Source organism: Alsobacter ponti, assembly GCF_024294805.1.
Lineage (GTDB): Bacteria > Pseudomonadota > Alphaproteobacteria > Rhizobiales > Beijerinckiaceae > Alsobacter > Alsobacter ponti.
In genome coordinates, this window is record NZ_JANCLU010000012.1 from 19,072 (window position 1) to 34,986 (window position 15,915).

At 68.6% G+C, this 15,915-nt stretch carries 17 protein-coding genes; 2 read left to right on the plus strand and 15 right to left on the minus strand.

The window, feature by feature from the left end:
- Window positions 1-5 precede the first annotated feature (5 nt).
- The 15 genes from NK718_RS13090 to NK718_RS13160 form a co-directional block, all read right to left on the minus strand.
- On the minus strand, window positions 6-920 hold the full coding sequence (locus NK718_RS13090; protein ID WP_254742976.1) for a 3-hydroxyacyl-CoA dehydrogenase NAD-binding domain-containing protein: 915 nt from the start codon (window positions 918-920) through the stop codon (window positions 6-8).
- Window positions 913-1,698, minus strand: a complete 786-nt coding sequence (locus tag NK718_RS13095; RefSeq protein WP_254742978.1) for an aspartate/glutamate racemase family protein — start codon at window positions 1,696-1,698, stop codon at window positions 913-915. The genes NK718_RS13090 and NK718_RS13095 overlap by 8 nt, the downstream gene beginning before the upstream one ends.
- A 1-nt stretch (window position 1,699) precedes the next feature.
- Window positions 1,700-2,464, minus strand: a complete 765-nt coding sequence (locus NK718_RS13100) for an aspartate/glutamate racemase family protein (RefSeq protein ID WP_254742980.1) — start codon at window positions 2,462-2,464, stop codon at window positions 1,700-1,702.
- A 32-nt stretch (window positions 2,465-2,496) separates the two neighbouring features.
- A complete protein-coding gene (locus NK718_RS13105; protein WP_254742982.1) occupies window positions 2,497-3,894 on the minus strand; it encodes an FAD-dependent oxidoreductase in 1,398 nt (465 codons plus the stop codon).
- Between the two features lie 58 nt (window positions 3,895-3,952).
- Window positions 3,953-4,837 carry an isocitrate lyase/PEP mutase family protein gene (locus tag NK718_RS13110; RefSeq protein WP_254742984.1) on the minus strand — a complete coding sequence of 295 codons (885 nt, stop codon included), beginning with the start codon at window positions 4,835-4,837 and terminating at the stop codon, window positions 3,953-3,955.
- A 43-nt stretch (window positions 4,838-4,880) separates the two neighbouring features.
- On the minus strand, window positions 4,881-5,582 hold the full coding sequence (locus NK718_RS13115; RefSeq protein WP_254742986.1) for an ABC transporter ATP-binding protein: 702 nt from the start codon (window positions 5,580-5,582) through the stop codon (window positions 4,881-4,883).
- A complete protein-coding gene (locus NK718_RS13120) occupies window positions 5,575-6,315 on the minus strand; it encodes an ABC transporter ATP-binding protein (RefSeq protein WP_254742988.1) in 741 nt (246 codons plus the stop codon). Before NK718_RS13120 ends, NK718_RS13115 begins: the two co-directional genes overlap by 8 nt.
- Window positions 6,315-7,304, minus strand: coding sequence for a branched-chain amino acid ABC transporter permease (locus tag NK718_RS13125; RefSeq protein WP_254742991.1), 990 nt, complete (start codon window positions 7,302-7,304; stop codon window positions 6,315-6,317). Before NK718_RS13125 ends, NK718_RS13120 begins: the two co-directional genes overlap by 1 nt.
- Window positions 7,301-8,170 carry a branched-chain amino acid ABC transporter permease gene (locus NK718_RS13130; protein WP_254742994.1) on the minus strand — a complete coding sequence of 290 codons (870 nt, stop codon included), beginning with the start codon at window positions 8,168-8,170 and terminating at the stop codon, window positions 7,301-7,303. Before NK718_RS13130 ends, NK718_RS13125 begins: the two co-directional genes overlap by 4 nt.
- Window positions 8,171-8,235: 65 nt before the next feature.
- Complete coding sequence (locus NK718_RS13135; protein WP_254742997.1) at window positions 8,236-9,483, minus strand: ABC transporter substrate-binding protein; 1,248 nt, start codon at window positions 9,481-9,483, stop codon at window positions 8,236-8,238.
- A 57-nt stretch (window positions 9,484-9,540) separates the two neighbouring features.
- Entirely contained in the window at window positions 9,541-10,152 is a 612-nt protein-coding gene (gene leuD / locus NK718_RS13140) for a 3-isopropylmalate dehydratase small subunit (RefSeq protein ID WP_254743000.1), read from the minus strand.
- Window positions 10,153-10,161: 9 nt separating this feature from the next.
- Window positions 10,162-11,583, minus strand: a complete 1,422-nt coding sequence (gene leuC, locus NK718_RS13145; RefSeq protein ID WP_254743003.1) for a 3-isopropylmalate dehydratase large subunit — start codon at window positions 11,581-11,583, stop codon at window positions 10,162-10,164.
- Window positions 11,584-11,593: 10 nt separating this feature from the next.
- Window positions 11,594-12,517 carry a polysaccharide deacetylase family protein gene (locus NK718_RS13150; protein WP_254743005.1) on the minus strand — a complete coding sequence of 308 codons (924 nt, stop codon included), beginning with the start codon at window positions 12,515-12,517 and terminating at the stop codon, window positions 11,594-11,596.
- 12 nt (window positions 12,518-12,529) lie between these two features.
- A complete protein-coding gene (locus NK718_RS13155; RefSeq protein ID WP_254743008.1) occupies window positions 12,530-13,438 on the minus strand; it encodes a polysaccharide deacetylase family protein in 909 nt (302 codons plus the stop codon).
- Window positions 13,439-13,449: 11 nt separating this feature from the next.
- Window positions 13,450-14,121 (minus strand): isochorismatase family protein, encoded by a 672-nt coding sequence (locus tag NK718_RS13160; protein ID WP_254743011.1) that lies wholly within the window; start codon window positions 14,119-14,121, stop codon window positions 13,450-13,452.
- A 248-nt stretch (window positions 14,122-14,369) separates the two neighbouring features.
- On the opposite strand from NK718_RS13160, the gene NK718_RS13165 reads away from it, so the two are divergent.
- Window positions 14,370-15,257: a GntR family transcriptional regulator gene (locus NK718_RS13165; RefSeq protein ID WP_254743014.1), complete on the plus strand. Its 888-nt coding sequence runs from the start codon at window positions 14,370-14,372 to the stop codon at window positions 15,255-15,257.
- A 51-nt stretch (window positions 15,258-15,308) separates the two neighbouring features.
- A complete protein-coding gene (locus NK718_RS13170) occupies window positions 15,309-15,911 on the plus strand; it encodes a carboxymuconolactone decarboxylase family protein (RefSeq protein ID WP_254743017.1) in 603 nt (200 codons plus the stop codon).
- Window positions 15,912-15,915 lie beyond the last annotated feature (4 nt).

Sequence of the window (15,915 nt, forward strand, 5' to 3'; positions counted from 1 at the left end):
GGCCTTCAGCCCGACTGCTTGAGACGTAGGATGTCGACGAGGAGGCGGTCGCGCCAGGCTTCGAGCTCGGCCATCGACGCGCCTTTCGTCTCGTCCTCGACGCCGGCGGCGATGGCGGCCTTGACGTCCTCGGTCAGGCGCGGCGTGCCGAGGCTGGCCCAGCGTCGTTCCTGGCTGGGGCCGAGATGGTCCAGATAGCCGCGGATGCCGCCCGCGCCGCCGCCCAGATGATAGGTGAGGTGAGGGCCCATGATGGCCCAGCGCAGGCCCGGCCCCTGGCACAGCGCGGCGTCGATGTCCGCGACGCTGGCGACGCCCTGTTCCACCAGCGACACCGCTTCCCGGTAGAGCGCCGCGGTGAGCCGGTTGGCGATGTGGCCGGGCGTCTCCTTGCGCAGCACGATGGGGTGGCGGCCGAGCGAGCGGTAGAACGCGCAGGCCCGCGCCACGACGTCGTCGTCCTCGCCCAGGATCTCGACGAGCGGAAGCAAATGCGGCGGGTTGAACGGATGCGCGACGATGTGGCGGCGCGGCGTGTGGCACTCCGCCACGATGCGGCTGCGCAGCAGGGCCGACGTGCTCGCCGCGACGATGGCGTGGGGCGGGGCCGCCGCGTCGATCCGCGCCAGCAATCCCCGCTTCAGGTTCTCGTCCTCAGGCGCGTTCTCCTGCACGAAATCCGCGGTCGCGACCGCCTGCTCCACGTCGGCGACGAAGCGCAGGGCGCCGTCGCCCGTGTGGCCGAGCGCCGCCAGCTGCGGGCGGGCGCGCTCGACGAAGGCGCGCAGCCGGGTCTCGGCGTCGGGCGCGGGGTCCGTCGCCGCCACGTCGTGGCCGCAGGCCAGGAAGAGCGCCGCCCAGCTCGCCCCGACGGTTCCGGTTCCGACGACGGCGATGGTCTTGCTCGCGGCGTCAGGCATCGCGGGCCGCCGCATCGGCCTGCTGCGCGGCGCCGCCGGCCAGCATGGCGTGGATGAGGTCCTGGCGGCCGTCGGTCGGCGCGGGATAGGCCGCCCGCCCGTGCCGCAGCCCCAGCGCGAGGAAGGTCTCGGCCAGCTTGTAGCTAAGCGGGCCGGGGTTCACGAGCGGCACCGGCAGTTCGCTGGCCAGGAACTCCGCCGCCTGGTGCATGGTGGTCGAGCCGAGGCAGATGACCTCGGCGCCGTCCTCCTCGATGCATCGTTTGGCGACGGCCAGCATGCGCGGGAACACCTTGTCCTCCTTGCCGTCGAGCAGCGCGGAGAAGTCCGGCGGCTGGTCGAAGGACCGCACCGATGCGCACTGCTTCTCGAAGCCGTATTCCCGGATGGCCTTGCGGTAGCGCGGCAAAGCCGGCTCCCACTGGGCCAGCACGGAGAAGCTGGAGCCCAGCGTCAGCGCGTACAGCATGGAGGCCTTGCCCGGCGAGATCACCGGGATGTCGAGCACCGAGCGCAGCGCCGCCATGCCGGAATCGCTCATCGTGTCGATGCAGACTGCGTCGAACCCCTGCTTCTGGGCGTCCATGCCGGCTTCGAAGATGGCGAGGTCCATCAGGCTCCAGTCGTGGGGACTCATGAAGGAGGTCGGCCCCGCCGTGACCGGCCGGTAGACGAGCTCCGTGTCGGGGTCGAGCTCGACGTATTTCTGCTGCTTGCGGCGGTTCTCGATGCCCTCGGCGTCGAGCGCGAAGGGGACGATGACGAGAATGCGGGCCATGTCACGCTCCTTTCGCGGCGCCGGCCGCGCCGATGGCCCGGATCATGTCGGGCTTCGGCACGAGGGGCGCGGGGTAGGTGGCTTTTGAGTGCGTCAGCTTCAGCCGCAGGGCCGTTTCGGCGAGCCGGTAGGTGAGGGGGCCGGGATTGATGACGGGCACGGGCAGGCGCTCGGCCAAATAGGCGTGGGCCTGGTGCATGGTCGTCGAGCCGAGGATGATCGCGTCGGCCCCGTCTTCGTCGACGCAGCGCTGGGCGGCCTCGAGCAGGAGGGGGAACACGGCGTCCTCCTTGCCGGAGAGGAGCGCCTTGTTGTCCGGGCGCACCCCGATGGAGCGGATCGAGGCGCATTTGTCGCGCATGCCCAGTTCGCCGAGCGTCTTGGCGTAGAGCGGCTTCCAGCGGTCCCACATCACCAGGATCGAGAACTTCTCCCCGAGCATCTGGGCGACGAGCATGGCGTGCCGCCCCGGGCCGATGACCGGGATGGTGAGCAATGACCTCAGCGCCGACATGCCGGAATCGCTCATCGTGTCGATGCACACGGCGTCATAGCCCTCAGCCTGCGCGTCGAGGCCGGCGTCGAGGATGGAAAAGTCCGCCAGCGTGAAATCGTGCTGGCTGGTGTAGTTGGCGGGGCCGACCCGGACGGGCCGGAAGTCGAACGCGATGTCGGGTCCGAGCTTGACGGATTTGAGCTGGTCCTTGCGGCGGCCGAGCTCTTCGTCCGTCATCGGAAACGGGACGATGACCAGAACGCGCTTCATGGCTTCAAGTCCTCCGTGTGGTCGTGCGCTCGTCACGCGGCTGCCCGCCGCGCGGCGGACTGGCCGGCGATGCGGCCGAGGACGGTCGCCGCGAGAAGGCCGTTGCCGGACATGTAGCCCCATGACGACGGGCCCGAGAGGCCTCGCGCGGCGCCCCCGCCGGCGAACAGGTTGGGCAGGGGCGACCCGTCGGCGCGTAGCACCCGGGCCTGCGTGTCGATGACGAGCCCGCCCTGCGTGTGGAACAGCGCGCCGTTCACCTTCGCCGCGAGATAGGGCGGGGCGAGCGGCGGCTGCGTCGTGAAGTCGCGGCCCAGCGGGTCGGACGCCTCGCCGGCCGCGTAGCGGCGCACCTCGTCCAGCGTCCGGCGCAGCGCCTCGAGCGGCAGTTCGGTGAGCGCCGCCAGTTCCTCCAGATTGTCCGCCCGCTTGATCGCGCCGAGCTTCTTGATCTCGCGATAGTCGTGGAAGCCGAGGGCGGGCTTTTCGCAGCGCTCGTCGAAAATGTCCCAGGCCACGCGGCCCGGCTGCTTGATGACCTCCTCGGCGTGCTCCGAGTAGCCGCGCATCTCGTTGGCGAAGCGTTCCCCGTTGAGGTTCACCTGGATGCCGCCCTGGGTGATGACGGCCCAGGTGAGCGGAAGGCCGTGGGGGTGGGCGACCGAGCCGTGGCCCTGGAAGCTGCCCATGTCGCCGAGCGCCGCGCCCAGCGCGCTGCCCCAGGTCACGGCGTCGCCGGTGTTGGAGGTATGGCCGCAATATTCCGCGTCGGCCATCTCCCGGATGTAGGTCGCCACCATGGCGGGATTGCCGCCGAAGCCGTTGCAGGCGAGCACCAGCGCCTCGCACCCGACGGTCTCGACTTCGCCGTTCGGCCGGCGGAAGCCGACGCCCACGACACGCCCGCTCTCGTCGGCGTACAGGTCCTCGACCGACGCGCTGGTGATGATGTCGATGCCGGCGCGCTCTGCCGCGGCGAGCAGGGACTGCTCCAGGTCGGCCCCGGTCTGGCTGACCGGCCCGTGCATGCGAAGGCGCGAATGGCCGGGATAGTAGAAGCCGTCGAGCAGATGCAGCTCGACCGCGTGCCGGTCCGCCAGCCAGTCGATGGTCGGGCCGGAGGCCTCGGCGACGGCGCGGACGATGGCCGGATCGCTCTTCCCCTTGGCCTTCGCGGTCAGGTCGGCGGCGAAGATCTCCGGCGTGTCGTCGATGCCTTTTTCCTTCTGGAACCGCGTTCCCGCCGCCGGGATCAGTCCGGCCGACAGGGACGTGCTGCCGGTCGGGCGCTCGTCGCGTTCCAGCACGAGAACGTCGGCCCCTTCATCCTTGGCCGCGAGGGCGGCTGTCAGGCCGCAGGCCCCCGCGCCGATGACGACGACGGGCACGGTGAAGTCGAACTGGACCTCTTTGGCGGAGTGGACGGGCATTGCTGCTTTCCGGTGTGGGTGGGTCGACGGGCCGGACGCCGGCCCGGATGGGATCGGCTCAGTAGTTGGCGCGGGCTTCCTCGGGCACGCCGTAGCGCTCCTCGAGTTCGCGCACCTCCTGCATGCCGACGAGGTCGAAGAACTGCTGGAACGAGGGCACCTGGGGAGCGATGCTGGCGATCGTTTCCTCCTCGCGCAGCGTGGTGAGCACGCCCTCGGCCGCCTTGATCGCAGCGAGCATCAGCCAGTTCGGATAGATGATGATCTTGAAGCCGAGCGCCTCGATCTCGGACTTCTTCAGGAACGGCGTCTTGCCGCTCGTCGCCATGTTGTAGAGCGAGGGGAAGCGCAGGCGCTCGTTGATCGGCTTCAGATGCTCCGCGCCCGGCGACTCGACGAACAGAACGTCGGCCCCCGCCTCCCGGTACATCTCCGCCCGTTCGAGCGCCGCGTCGAGCCCGTGCAGCGCGAGGGCGTCCGTGCGGGCGATCAGGACGAAATCGGGGTCGGTCCGCGCGTCCGTGGCGGCTTTGATTTTGGCGACCATGTCGGCCGCCGGGATCAGCTGCTTGCCCGCGAGGTGGCCGCAGCGCTTGGGAAGAACCTGGTCCTCGATGTGGATGGCGGCGACGCCGGCGCGCTCGTAAAGCTGCACGGTGCGGCGCACATTCAGCGGGCCGCCATAGCCGTTGTCGGCGTCCGCGATCAAAGGGATGTCGCTGACCGCGGCGATGCGCGCCGCGTTGTCGACCATTTCCGTCAGGGTGAGCAGGCCGACATCCGGCATGCCCAGCCGGGCCGCCGACGTCCCCGCGCCCGTCATGTACATGGCCGCGAAGCCGTGCTTGGCGACGATGCGCGCGAACAGCGGATCGACCACGCCCGGCGCCATGACGGCTCCCGGAGCGGCGATCAGCTCGCGCAGCTTGGTCGTGGTTCTCATCTCGCGTTCCTCTCAGGCTTTGTCGGGGCGCCCGCCGGTCGCCCTAGAGTCCCAGATAGGTCTGGCGCAGGCGCGGGTCGGCCAGCATGTCGGCCGCCGCGCCTTCGAGCGCGAAGCGCCCCTGTTCGAGCACGTAGGCGCGCGTCGCGATGCCGAGCGACTGCACGACGTTCTGCTCGACGAGCAGGATGGACAGGCCCTCGCGGTTGATGCGCTGGACCAGGTTGAACATCTCCTCGACCATCAGCGGGGAGAGGCCGAGCGAGGGTTCGTCCAGGATCAACAGGAGAGGTTCGGCCATCAGCCCGCGGCCGATGGCCAGCATCTGCTGTTCGCCCCCGGAGAGCGTTCCGGCCAGTTGCCCCAGCCGCTCGCGCAGGCGCGGGAACGTGTCGCAGATATGCTCGAAATTCGATTTCATGCGCGCCCCGGCGCGCCGATAGGCCCCGAGCTCGAGGTTTTCCCGCACCGTGAGGTTGGGGAAGATCCGACGGCCCTCCGGCACCTGCGACAGCCCGGCGGCGACGATGGCGCTCGGCGAGGCGCCGGTGATGTCGGCCCCCATGAAGCGCACGCTGCCGGCGCGCGGCTTCACGATGCCGCTGAGGACGTTGTTGAGGGTGGACTTGCCGACTCCGTTCGAGCCGAGCACGGCGACGATCTCGCCGGATGCGATGGACATGCTGACGCCCTGAAGGACGTCCATAGGGCCGTAGCCGGCCACGATGCCGGCGACCTCAAGCATGCGCGCCCCCCTTCAGGCGCTCGGCCGCGCCATGGCCGAGATAGGCCTCGATGACGGTGGGATCGGCGACGAGCTGCTTCGGCGTTCCGTGCGCGATCATCTTGCCCTGGTTCAGGACATAGGCTTCCTCGGAGAGGCTCATGACCGCCTGCATGACATGCTCGATGAGGAGAATGGTGACGCCGGAATCGCGGATCTGGCGAATGGTGGCGACGATCTCGACGATCTCGCTGGGGATCAGCCCGGCCATCACCTCGTCGAGCAGCAGCAGCTTCGCCTCGGTGGCCAGGGCGCGGGCCAGTTCGAGGCGCTTGCGGCCGGCCACCGTCAGCGATTGCGCCGACTGGTCGAGCATGCGGCCCATGCCGACCTGCTCGGCGACGAGGCGCGCGCGCTCCAGCGCATCCGCCCGGCTGCGATGGTGCAGGTGCGCGCCGACCGCGATGTTCTCGAGCACCGTGAGTCCGGCGAAGGGCTGGACGATCTGGAAGGTGCGGGTCAGGCCGAGCCGGCAGATGGCGTGAGGCGGCAGGCCGGCGATCTCCTGTCCCTCGAAGGTGATGCTGCCCGCGTCGGGGGTCAGAAAGCCGCCGATCATGGCGAACAGGGTCGTCTTGCCCGCCCCGTTGGGGCCGATCAGGGCGACGATCCGCCCCTGCTCCAGGGTGAGCGATGCGTCGTTGACGGCGACGAGGCCGCCGAAACGCTTCGTGACGTTGGCGACGCGCAGCATCAGCGCGCCTCCTTCATCGAGGCCGCCGGCGCGCGCCGGGGCAGGCGAACGCGACGCGCCAGCCCCACGAGGCCGTCGGGCAAATAGCGCAGGATCACCAGCAGGACGACTCCGTACAGGACGAGGTTGAGCCCGGGCGCGCCGCTCACGAGCTCCTTGGCGCTCTCGCCGAGAAGATGGAGGGCCAGCGTACCGACGAGCGGGCCCCACAGTGTGCCCGAGCCGCCGATCATCGGCCCGAGAAGCGCCTCCACGGACATGCTCGCCCCGTAGGCGATCTGCGAGTCCACGAAGAGGAAGGTCTGGAGATAGGCGACGCCGGCGGTTCCGGCGATGGCGCCGGAGAGCACCATGGCCAGCACCTTGGTTCGGAACGTGTCGATGCCCAGCGCCTTGGCGGCCTCCTCGTTCTCACGGATCGCGATGAGGTAGGCCCCGAAGCGCGAGCGCTGCATCCAGGCCGTCACCAGCATGCCGAGCGCCACCAGCGCCAGCGCCAGGGTGTAGGTCGAGACGCGGCTCGCGAACTGGAGGTTCTCGACGCCCGCCTTGTACGGCACCAGGATGCCCTGGCCGCCGCCCGTGATCGAGAACGAGCTGGCGAGAATGCGCAGCACCTCGGCGAAGGCGAGGGTGACAAGCGCGAAGTAGGAGCCCTTCAGCCCATAGCGGAAGGACAGCGCGCCGATGACGCCGGCGACCAGCGCCGCCGCGGCGATCGCCAGCGGAGCGGCCAGCCACGGGTTGACGCCCAGGCGCACCTGAAGGATCGCGGTCACGAAGGCCCCGGTTCCGAACAGGGCGGCATGGCCGAAGGACATCTGGCCGCCATAGCCGCCGGTGATGTTCCACGCGATGCTGAGCACCGTGACGATCAGGGCGTTGATCGTGAAGCCGAGCCAGACATCCGAAGGAAGGGCGTACAGCGCCAGGAGGTAGGCGCACACCGCGCCGTAGAGAACCCACTCGCCGAGCGTCGCGTGTTTCATGCGGTGCGTTGTCCGAACAGGCCTGCCGGCCGAAACAGCAGGATGAGGATGAAGGCGACGAAGATGCCGATCTGCCCCAGCGTTTCGCCGAGGAACAGGCCGCAGAGGGCCTCGATGACGCCGAGCAGCAGTCCGCTCACCAGCGCGCCGGCGAAGCTGCCCATGCCGCCCAGCACCACGGTGGTGAACGCCACGAGGACGAAGGCGTAGCCGACCTGCGGGGTGACGTAGAAGGTGGGGATCAGCAGGCAGGCGGCGACCGCCACGCAGGCCGTCCCGATGCCGAAGCAGACGGCGTAGGTCTGCTCGACCTCGATGCCGACCAGCTGCGCCCCGCGCTTCTCGATGGCCACGGCGCGGATGGCCTTGCCGATCCGCGTGCGGTTGATGACGAGCCACAGGATCGCGGCGCACAGCATCGCGGCGAAGAAGGCGATGACCTTGGGCAGCGGAATGAAGGCGGGGCCGACCTCCACCATCGTATAGGCGTAGGAGACGGCCACCGTGCGCGTGTTCGAGGTCCAGAAATAGAGCGCCAGATTGTCGAAGACGATCGAAAGCGCCAGCGTCACGAGCAGGACGTTCTGCTCCTTGCCGCCCGAGAAGGGGGCGATCACGCCCCGCTGCAGGGCGTAGCCCAGCACGAAGAAGAGAGGCGCGATGATCGGAATCGCGAGATAGGGGTCGAACCCCAGCCAGACATGCAGGAAGTAGACGCCGTACAACGCCAGCATGAGCAGGCTGCCGTGGGCGAAATTGATGATGTGCAGGACGCCGTAGATCAGCGTCAGGCCGAGCGCCACGAGCGCGTAGATCGCTCCTGTCGTCAGGCCGCCGAGCATGGCGGGAAGGATAAGTGCGGACATGGACGGAGCTTCCCGCTTGGGAGCGTCCGCGGGCGGCTAGCGCCCGCGGAGCATGGAAAGACGCCTCAGCCGCGAGGAGGCATCGGGAAGACGGCCTCCGCCGTGGCGTATTCCTTGGGGAAGACCAGCTCGATCTTGTCTCCCCGGATCTGCGTGTTGACCGGCTGCGCGCCTTCGTTGTTGCCGTTCACGAACTTCGTGGGTCCGTAAGGCATGATCGAGCCGGAGTAGGTGGAGGAGGCCAGCGCCTCGATCATCTTCTCGCGGTCGCCCGACTTGGCGCGTTCCAGCGAGTCGGCGATCAGCTGGATGCAGGCATAGGCGACCATGATGTCGTAGGTCATGTCCAGCTTCGCCTCGGCCGCCTTCTTGGCCAGGGCCTGCGACTCGGGCTTGCGCGGGTCGTACCAGTGATTGCAGTCCATGACGTACTGGGCCGCGTCGTTCTGCTCGCGCACGAACTTGATGTTGGACGCGCCGCCACCGAGGATCGAGTAGATCGCCTTCGTCTCCACGCGCTGCTGCCGCAGCGCCATCGCGAACAGCGTGTACTCGTTGATGTAGTTGGACGGGATGATCATGTCCGGCTTCGCCGCCTTCACGCGCAGCGCGATGTTGGTGAAGTCGCGCTGCGGCGTGGGGTGGCTGATCGTCTCCACCACCTGGATGCCCATTCCCGGCAGACGCTCGTTGAGCAGCTTGGCGAGGCCGGAGCCGAACGGGCCGTCCTCGTGGACGATGGCCGCCGTCTTCACCGGGTTGCCGGCGTTGGCGTTGAGCGTCTTCAGGTTCTCGAGCGCGGTGGAGGTGCACTTGTTCACGCCGGGCGTGAAGCGGAACACGTTCTTGAGGCCGCGTTCCACGACCTGCTCGGCGGTGCCCACGTCGAACACCTGGGCGAGGTTGTACCGCGCCGCCGCCTGCGAGCTGGCGAGGCCGAGCGCGCTGGCCTGGCAGCCGATGAACACGGACACGCCGGCCTGCGCGAGCTTGTCGACTTCCGCCGCCGCGACCTCGGGACGCGACTGCGCGTCGGCCACGACGGGCTCGAGCTTCGCGCCGCCCATGCTCTTGATGCCGCCGGCCGCGTTGATCGCGTCGATGGCGAACTGCGCGCCGGCGCGGGCCTGCGTGCCGTTGTAGGAGAGGGCGCCCGTCAGGGGCTCCAGGATGCCGATCTTCACCGTCGGCGTCTGCGCGCGCAGCACGGTCGGCGCTCCGATCAAGCCGACCGCGGTCGACGCCGCGCCGGCCTTCAGCAGATTGCGGCGGCTGATGGCGGAAGTCGTCCAGTTTTCGTCCCGAGATGTCATTGTCTTCCCTTCCCTTGTTTCACTGTGTTGCAGCGAGAGTGTCCGCGGTGATTGGGCTCACCTGTTGATCCACGGAATGTCCTTGAGGTAGGCGTCCTCAAAGCGGCGGATATCTTCCATATAGCTCCAGGTCAGCTCGATTTCGTCGAGGCCCTTCATGATGCATTCGCGCCAGAAGGGGTCGATTTCCAGTTCGTGCGAGCTGCCGTCCGGCAGCCGAACGATTCTCGCCTCGAGATCGATTTCGACTTCGGCCCCGGGGGTGGCCATCAGCGTCTCGCGCAAGCTCGCCACGATGTCTTCCGGCAGTCTCACCGGGACGAGGCCGTTCTTGAGCGCGTTGTTGTAGAAGATATCGCCGAAGCTCGGCCCGATCACGCCCCGCACGCCATGGTCGCACAGGGCGTAGACCGCGCCTTCCCGCGACGAGCCGCAGCCGAAGTTTTCCTCCGTGACCAGCACCTTCGCGTGCCGATAGGGCTCCCGGTTCAGGATGAACTCGGGCCGCTCCTGCCCCTCGGGCGTGAACCGCAGGTCGTGGAAGAGGAACTGTCCGTAGCCGCCGGACCGGTCGAACTTCAGGAACCGCGCGGGGATGATCTGGTCCGTGTCCAGGTTGCGTCCGGGGATGGGGGCGGCCAGCGCCGTCATTTTGACGAAGGGGGTCATGGCGCGGCCTCAGTTCAAAAGCCGGCGCACGTCGGTGAGCCGGCCCGTCACCGCCGCCGCGGCGGCCATGGCCGGACTCATCAAATGCGTGCGGGCGTTCGGGCCCTGGCGGCCGATGAAGTTCCGGTTGGAGGTGGAGGCGCAGCGCTCCTGCGGCTTGACGAAGTCTCCGTTCATCGCGGCGCACATCGAGCAGCCGGACTCCCGCCATTCGAAGCCGGCCTCGCGGAAGACGCGATCGAGGCCCTCCGCTTCCGCCGCCCGCTTCACCGACGTCGAGCCGGGCACCACCATGGCGGGAACGACCGCCTTGCGGCCGCGCAGCACCTCGGCGGCGGCGCGCAGGTCCTCCAGCCGGCTGTTGGTGCACGAACCGATGAACACCCGGTCGATCGCGACGTCGGCGAGCGGCGTGCCGGGCGTCAGCCCCATGTAGTTGAGCGCCTTGGCCGTGCTCTCCCGGCGGCCGGCGTCGGGCGCCCCGGCGGGATCGGGCACATGGCCCGTGATGGGCGCGGTGTCCTCCGGGCTGGTGCCCCAGGTCACCATCGGCGCGATGGCATGTCCCTCGAGCGCGACCTCGGTATCGAACCGGGCGCCGTCGTCGGTCGGCAAGGCGCGCCACTGGGCCACCGCGCGGTCCCATTCCTCCCCCGACGGCGCGAAGGGCCGCCCGTGCAGGTACTGGAAGGTGGTGTCGTCGGGCGCGACCATGCCGCAGCGCGCGGCGGCCTCGATCGACATGTTGCAGATGGTCAGCCGCTGCTCAATGGACATGGCGCGGACCGCCGGGCCCGCGTACTCGATGGCGTGGCCACCCGCGCCGCCGGCGCCGATCTTGCCGATGATGGCCAGGATGACGTCCTTGGCGTGGACGCCGCGCGCCAGCGTGCCGCTGACGGAGATGCGCATCGTTTTGGGGCGCGCCTGCCACAGCGTCTGCGTCGCCATGACATGCATGTTTTCCGACTGCCCGATGCCGAAGGCGATGGCCCCGAGCGCCCCGTGCGTCGAGGTGTGGCTGTCGCTGCACACGATGGTGAGGCCCGGCAGGGTGATGCCCTGCTCGGGGCCGACGACATGGACGATTCCCTGGCGCGGATCGCGGAGCCGGAAGCTGCGGATGCCGCCCCAGTCCATGTTCTCGTCGAACTGCCGGATCATGCGGGCGATCTCGGCCGTCGCCGCGTCGCCGATCTCGCGCCCGGTCGTGGGCACGTAGTGGTCAGGCGTGCCGAACATCTGGCGCGGGCGGCGGACGGAGTAGCCGCGGCGCTTCATGTCGGCGAAGGCGTGGAAGGAGCCTTCGTGGATGATGTCGCGGTCGATATAGATGAGCGACGGCCCTTCGTCGCGCGCGACGATCACATGCCGGTCCCAGACCTTGTCGAACATCGTCCTGGGAGCGGCGGAATGGGGGAGGTTGGCCATCGCGCGCGCCTCAGGCCTGCGACCGGAAGGCTGCGACGATGTCGCGGCCGGTGGCCGGCCAGACGTCCTCGTGCGCCAGGATGTGGTCCAGCACCTCGCGCAGCTTGCCGATGCGATAGGGAACGCCCGTCACCCAGGCGTGCAGCGGGATGCTCACGATGCGCCCGCCATGGCTCTCGGCTTCCCGGTAAAGCACGTCGAAGCGGTCCTTCACTTGCTCCGCCCAGGAGTCCTCCGTGTGGTGGAAATCGAGCATCACCACCCGATCGTCGGTTTCGTAGGCGAGCGGCATGGCGAGCAGGGGCCCGCCGCGCGTGCTCATCTCGAACGGCATGTCGTCATTGGCCCAGTCGCAGCAATAGGCGACGCCGTTCTCGGCCAGCAGGTCGGGAGTGGCGTGCGACTGGGCGCGGCCCGGCGACAGCCAGCCCGTCACCTCCTGGCCGGAGGCCTCGCGCAGCAGGCGGAGCGTCCGGGCGACGATCTCGTTCTCGGCGTCGGGCGCGAGCCCGCTGTGATGGGCGTGGCCCATGTCGAGGCCGTGGGCCACGATCTCGTGCCCTGCCGCCACGATGTCGCGCACGAGCGACGGATAGCGCTCCGCGATCGCGCCGTTCACCGCCACCGACGCCGGCAATTTGCGCTCGGCCAGCACGTCGAGGATGCGGTAGATGCCGACGCGGTTGCCGTAGTCGCGGTTGGTGTAGTGCCGCAGGTCCGGGAACGGCATGGTGAGCCCGCCCGGCATGGCGAACGGCTTGGACGTCATGTCCAGCGGGAACCACTGCACGGCGGGCGTGATCCACAGCGCGACGCGCGCGCCGTTGGGCCATGTCACGGGCTTGCGCTCGAACAGGTTCGACCACGGATAGCGGTCGTGGTCCATGCCGTGCCGCCGCCAGGGATAGTTGAGATAGTCTTCTCCGAGTGCCATGGGCGATGTTCCTCAGGCCTGCGCGGCGGCGATGGCTTGCGCCATCGCGTCGTAGTAGCGCTCGTTGAAGTAGGCGGCGATCTCGCGCCCCGTCGCGAGCCAGGCGTCGTCGTGCGAGGCGATGTAGCGCAGCGCCTCGGCGAAGGGCTCGATGCGATGCGGCTGCCCGACGAGATAGGGATGCAGCGGGATGCACATCACCGTGCCCGACCGCTCTCCCTCGGCGCGGAGCTGGTCGAACTGGCGCTTGATGATCTCGCCGTAATGCCGGGCCGAATAGAGGTTCGAGTTGTAGACGATGACGTCGTTCATCTCGAGGGAATAGGGCATCGAGATGAGCCGGCCCGACTTGACGTTCACCGGCATGGGCTGGTCGTCGTGGAACAGGTCGCAGGTGTATTCGACGCCGTGCTCGGCCAGCAGGTCCATGGTCCAGGTGTTGTTGGAGAGCGCCGGGGCCAGCCAGCCGGACAGTTTCTGGCCGGTCCATTTGCGGATCGTGGCGACGGAGTCCTCGATGATCGCGGCCTCTTCCTCGCGGCTCATGCCGTAGGTGTAGCGGGTGTTGTAGATGCCGTGGGAGAAGAACTCCCAGCCCCGCTTGGCGCAGGCCTCGATGATCTCCGGGTGGTGCTCGCACAGGGCGACGTTGAGCGAGACCGAGCCGCGGAAACCCGCCTCGTCCATCGCCTCCATCATCCGCCACCAGCCGGAGCGGTTGCCGTAGTCGCGGTGGGAGTAGGCCAGCACGTCCGGCAGTGGGCGCCCCCACGGCGTGCGCATCGGGTTCGGCGGGGGTTGGAACTCGTAGAACTCGATGTTCGGCGCGATCCAGACCGCGATCTTCGCGCCGTTCGGCCACACGATGTTCGGGCGGCGGTAATAGGGAATGTAGTCGTAGAGGCCGGGATCTCTCGCCATCTCCGGTCCCCTCACGCCTGCTTCCACGCTTCGTAATAGGCGATGACGTCCGCCACGGGGACCACGTCGCCGTACTTCATGGCGATGTCGTAGAGATTGGCGAAGTGCGGGCTCTCGTGCTTGTCGGACACGCACTCCTCCGGCACGACGACGCGATAGCCGCGCGAGATGGCGTCCACCACGGTGGCGCGCACGCAGCCGGAGGTGGACCCTCCGGTCACGATGACCGTGTCGCACTGGTGCCAGACCATGAGCGACTGGAGATTGGTTTCGTGGAAGGCGGAGGCCATCCGCTTGTTGAGGATGATGTCGCCGACCGTGTCGATGACGAGGCGGTCGTCGAACTCGGCGCGGCGGGAGCCGACCTTGATGTTCTGCAGCGAGTCCGGGGTGTTGGAGCGCGTACCCCAGACCCCGCAATCCTCGCCGGACTGCATGTAGGCGACGTAGGTCCACACCACGGGAAGGCGCTTCGAGCGCGCGAGCTCCGCCAGCCGGTTGACGTACTCGAGCTGGCGGGGGTCCGTCTCGTAGGCGGTCACGAACTCGCCGACATTCGTATAGGACTTCTGAAGGTCGACGTTGATGAGGACCGGCTTGCGGCCGAAGCCCATGCGCGGGCGTGGCGGCTTGGCCTTGATCGCCTCGAAGAGCTCGCGCGCCGTCTTGTTCGAAAGCTCCACCGTACGCCTCCATCCAAATGCTTTTTGTCGCGGGCCTTTTCGGCCTCGCCGGGGCAGCCAGAAACCGCTTGCCAACCCGGTAAATGTTATAAAGATATATCTTTAGCCTCTTGTAAAGAGCCGTGTGACATGGGTGGAAACGGAACTTCCGCCGCCTCCGAAGCCGGTGTTCGGGGCGCGGCCGGTCTGGCCCGGACACGGCCGGTCGGCCCGCCGTCGCGGATGGGGTTGGGTGAATGGTGAGACAGGTGAGCGCCCCGCAACGGGGATCGGGAACGCAGCGGCGCGCGGGGTCGACGCCATCGACATCCGCCGCGGAGGCGCGCGCGCCGGCGGCGCAGGACCCGCTCGACGGGCCGTCGGGGCTCGCTCCCGTTCGCTCGCCCATTCCCCTGTATCACCGCATCTACATGATCCTGCGCGAAGGGATCACCACGGGCGCGTACAAGGTCGGCGAGGCGATTCCCACCGAGGCGGAGCTGATGGAGCGATTCGGCGTCAGCCGGATCACGGCCCGGCGCGCCCTGGACGAATTGTCGGACGAGGGCCTGGTCGACCGGGCGCGCGGCCGGGGAACCATCGTCTCGGCCAGCGCGGCCGCCCAGATCGGCGGCGCGCCCATCGTGGCCGGCATCGAGGGGCTGATGGCGAACCTCTCGGTGATCGGACGCCAGACGACCGTCACGATCTGCGAATTCGAGCACGTGCCCGCGCCGGGCGCGGTCGCGGCGGAACTCGGGCTCAAGACGGGCGAGATGGTCCAGCGCGCGGTCCGCGTCCGCAGCCTAGCGGAAGGGCCGTTCTCGCTGTCGACGACCTACGTGCTCGACCGCATCGGCCGCACCTACACGCGCGACGAACTCGCCTCCATCCCGATGATCGACCTGATCTCCCGCGCCGGGGCCAACGTCGATTCGGTGAAGCAGAGCATCACGGCCACGCTCGCCGACGACGTCGCCGCCCAGCGTCTGGCGGTGCAGCCCGGCAGCGCTTTGCTGAAGCTGCGCCGGACGTTTTTCGACGACAGGAACAAGGGCGTCTATACGGCGGAACTGTTCTACCGGCCGGATCGCTTCGAGTACCGCATGACGCTGTCGCGCGGCGCCGATAATCGCTTCAGGCTCGACCGGAACTGACGCCATTCCGGAAGGCGCTCCGCGCGCTCGAAGGCCCCGCCCGAGGGAGGAATGACCAGCATGACCGACCGACTGCCGCCGATCCCTCCCGAGCAGTGGACGGAGGGCCAGCGCGTCGCGGCGCAGGAGATCATCGACGGTCCGCGCGGCGGGCTGATCTCGCCGTTCGTTCCGCTGCTGCGCAGCCCCGAACTGATGACCCATGCCCAGCGCATGGGCGAGTATCTGCGCTACCGCAGCGCCATCGGGCTGCGCCTGTCCGAACTCGCCATCCTGATCACCGCGCGGCACTGGTCGCAGCAGGTGGAATGGGCGATCCACGCGCCCATCGCGGAACGCGAGGGAGTGGCCGCGGAGACGATCGCCGCCATCGCCGAGGGGCGTCGCCCCGACCGCCTGCCCGAGGACGAGGCGGCCGTGTTCGAATTCGCGACGGAACTGCACCAAAACAAATCGGTGAGCGACGAGACCTGGCGGCGCGCCGCTCGTCTCTTCGGCGAGACAGGGGTCGTCGATCTCATTGGGGTCAGCGGCTACTACAGCTTCCTGTCGATGGTGATGAACGCCGCGCGCACGGACGTGCCGCCCACCGCGACCGGCTCGCTTCGCCCGATGCCGGACGTGCCCTCGCGGCCGAACCCGCCGGAGCGGTAGCCGC

What these genes read in the sequence shown, in the direction of transcription:
- NK718_RS13100 (WP_254742980.1), bottom strand. Translation starts at nt 2,464, where the DNA reads ATGAAGCGCGTTCTGGTCATCGTCCCGTTTCCGATGACGGACGAAGAG.
- NK718_RS13110 (WP_254742984.1), bottom strand. Translation starts at nt 4,837, where the DNA reads ATGAGAACCACGACCAAGCTGCGCGAGCTGATCGCCGCTCCGGGAGCC.
- NK718_RS13120 (WP_254742988.1), bottom strand. Translation starts at nt 6,315, where the DNA reads ATGCTGCGCGTCGCCAACGTCACGAAGCGTTTCGGCGGCCTCGTCGCC.
- NK718_RS13155 (WP_254743008.1), bottom strand. Translation starts at nt 13,438, where the DNA reads ATGGCGAGAGATCCCGGCCTCTACGACTACATTCCCTATTACCGCCGC.
- NK718_RS13130 (WP_254742994.1), bottom strand. Translation starts at nt 8,170, where the DNA reads ATGTCCGCACTTATCCTTCCCGCCATGCTCGGCGGCCTGACGACAGGA.
- leuC (WP_254743003.1), bottom strand. Translation starts at nt 11,583, where the DNA reads ATGGCCAACCTCCCCCATTCCGCCGCTCCCAGGACGATGTTCGACAAG.
- NK718_RS13150 (WP_254743005.1), bottom strand. Translation starts at nt 12,517, where the DNA reads ATGGCACTCGGAGAAGACTATCTCAACTATCCCTGGCGGCGGCACGGC.
- NK718_RS13095 (WP_254742978.1), bottom strand. Translation starts at nt 1,698, where the DNA reads ATGGCCCGCATTCTCGTCATCGTCCCCTTCGCGCTCGACGCCGAGGGC.
- NK718_RS13170 (WP_254743017.1), top strand. Translation starts at nt 15,309, where the DNA reads ATGACCAGCATGACCGACCGACTGCCGCCGATCCCTCCCGAGCAGTGG.
- NK718_RS13115 (WP_254742986.1), bottom strand. Translation starts at nt 5,582, where the DNA reads ATGCTTGAGGTCGCCGGCATCGTGGCCGGCTACGGCCCTATGGACGTC.
- NK718_RS13090 (WP_254742976.1), bottom strand. Translation starts at nt 920, where the DNA reads ATGCCTGACGCCGCGAGCAAGACCATCGCCGTCGTCGGAACCGGAACC.
- NK718_RS13125 (WP_254742991.1), bottom strand. Translation starts at nt 7,304, where the DNA reads ATGAAACACGCGACGCTCGGCGAGTGGGTTCTCTACGGCGCGGTGTGC.
- NK718_RS13135 (WP_254742997.1), bottom strand. Translation starts at nt 9,483, where the DNA reads ATGACATCTCGGGACGAAAACTGGACGACTTCCGCCATCAGCCGCCGC.
- NK718_RS13105 (WP_254742982.1), bottom strand. Translation starts at nt 3,894, where the DNA reads ATGCCCGTCCACTCCGCCAAAGAGGTCCAGTTCGACTTCACCGTGCCC.
- leuD (WP_254743000.1), bottom strand. Translation starts at nt 10,152, where the DNA reads ATGACCCCCTTCGTCAAAATGACGGCGCTGGCCGCCCCCATCCCCGGA.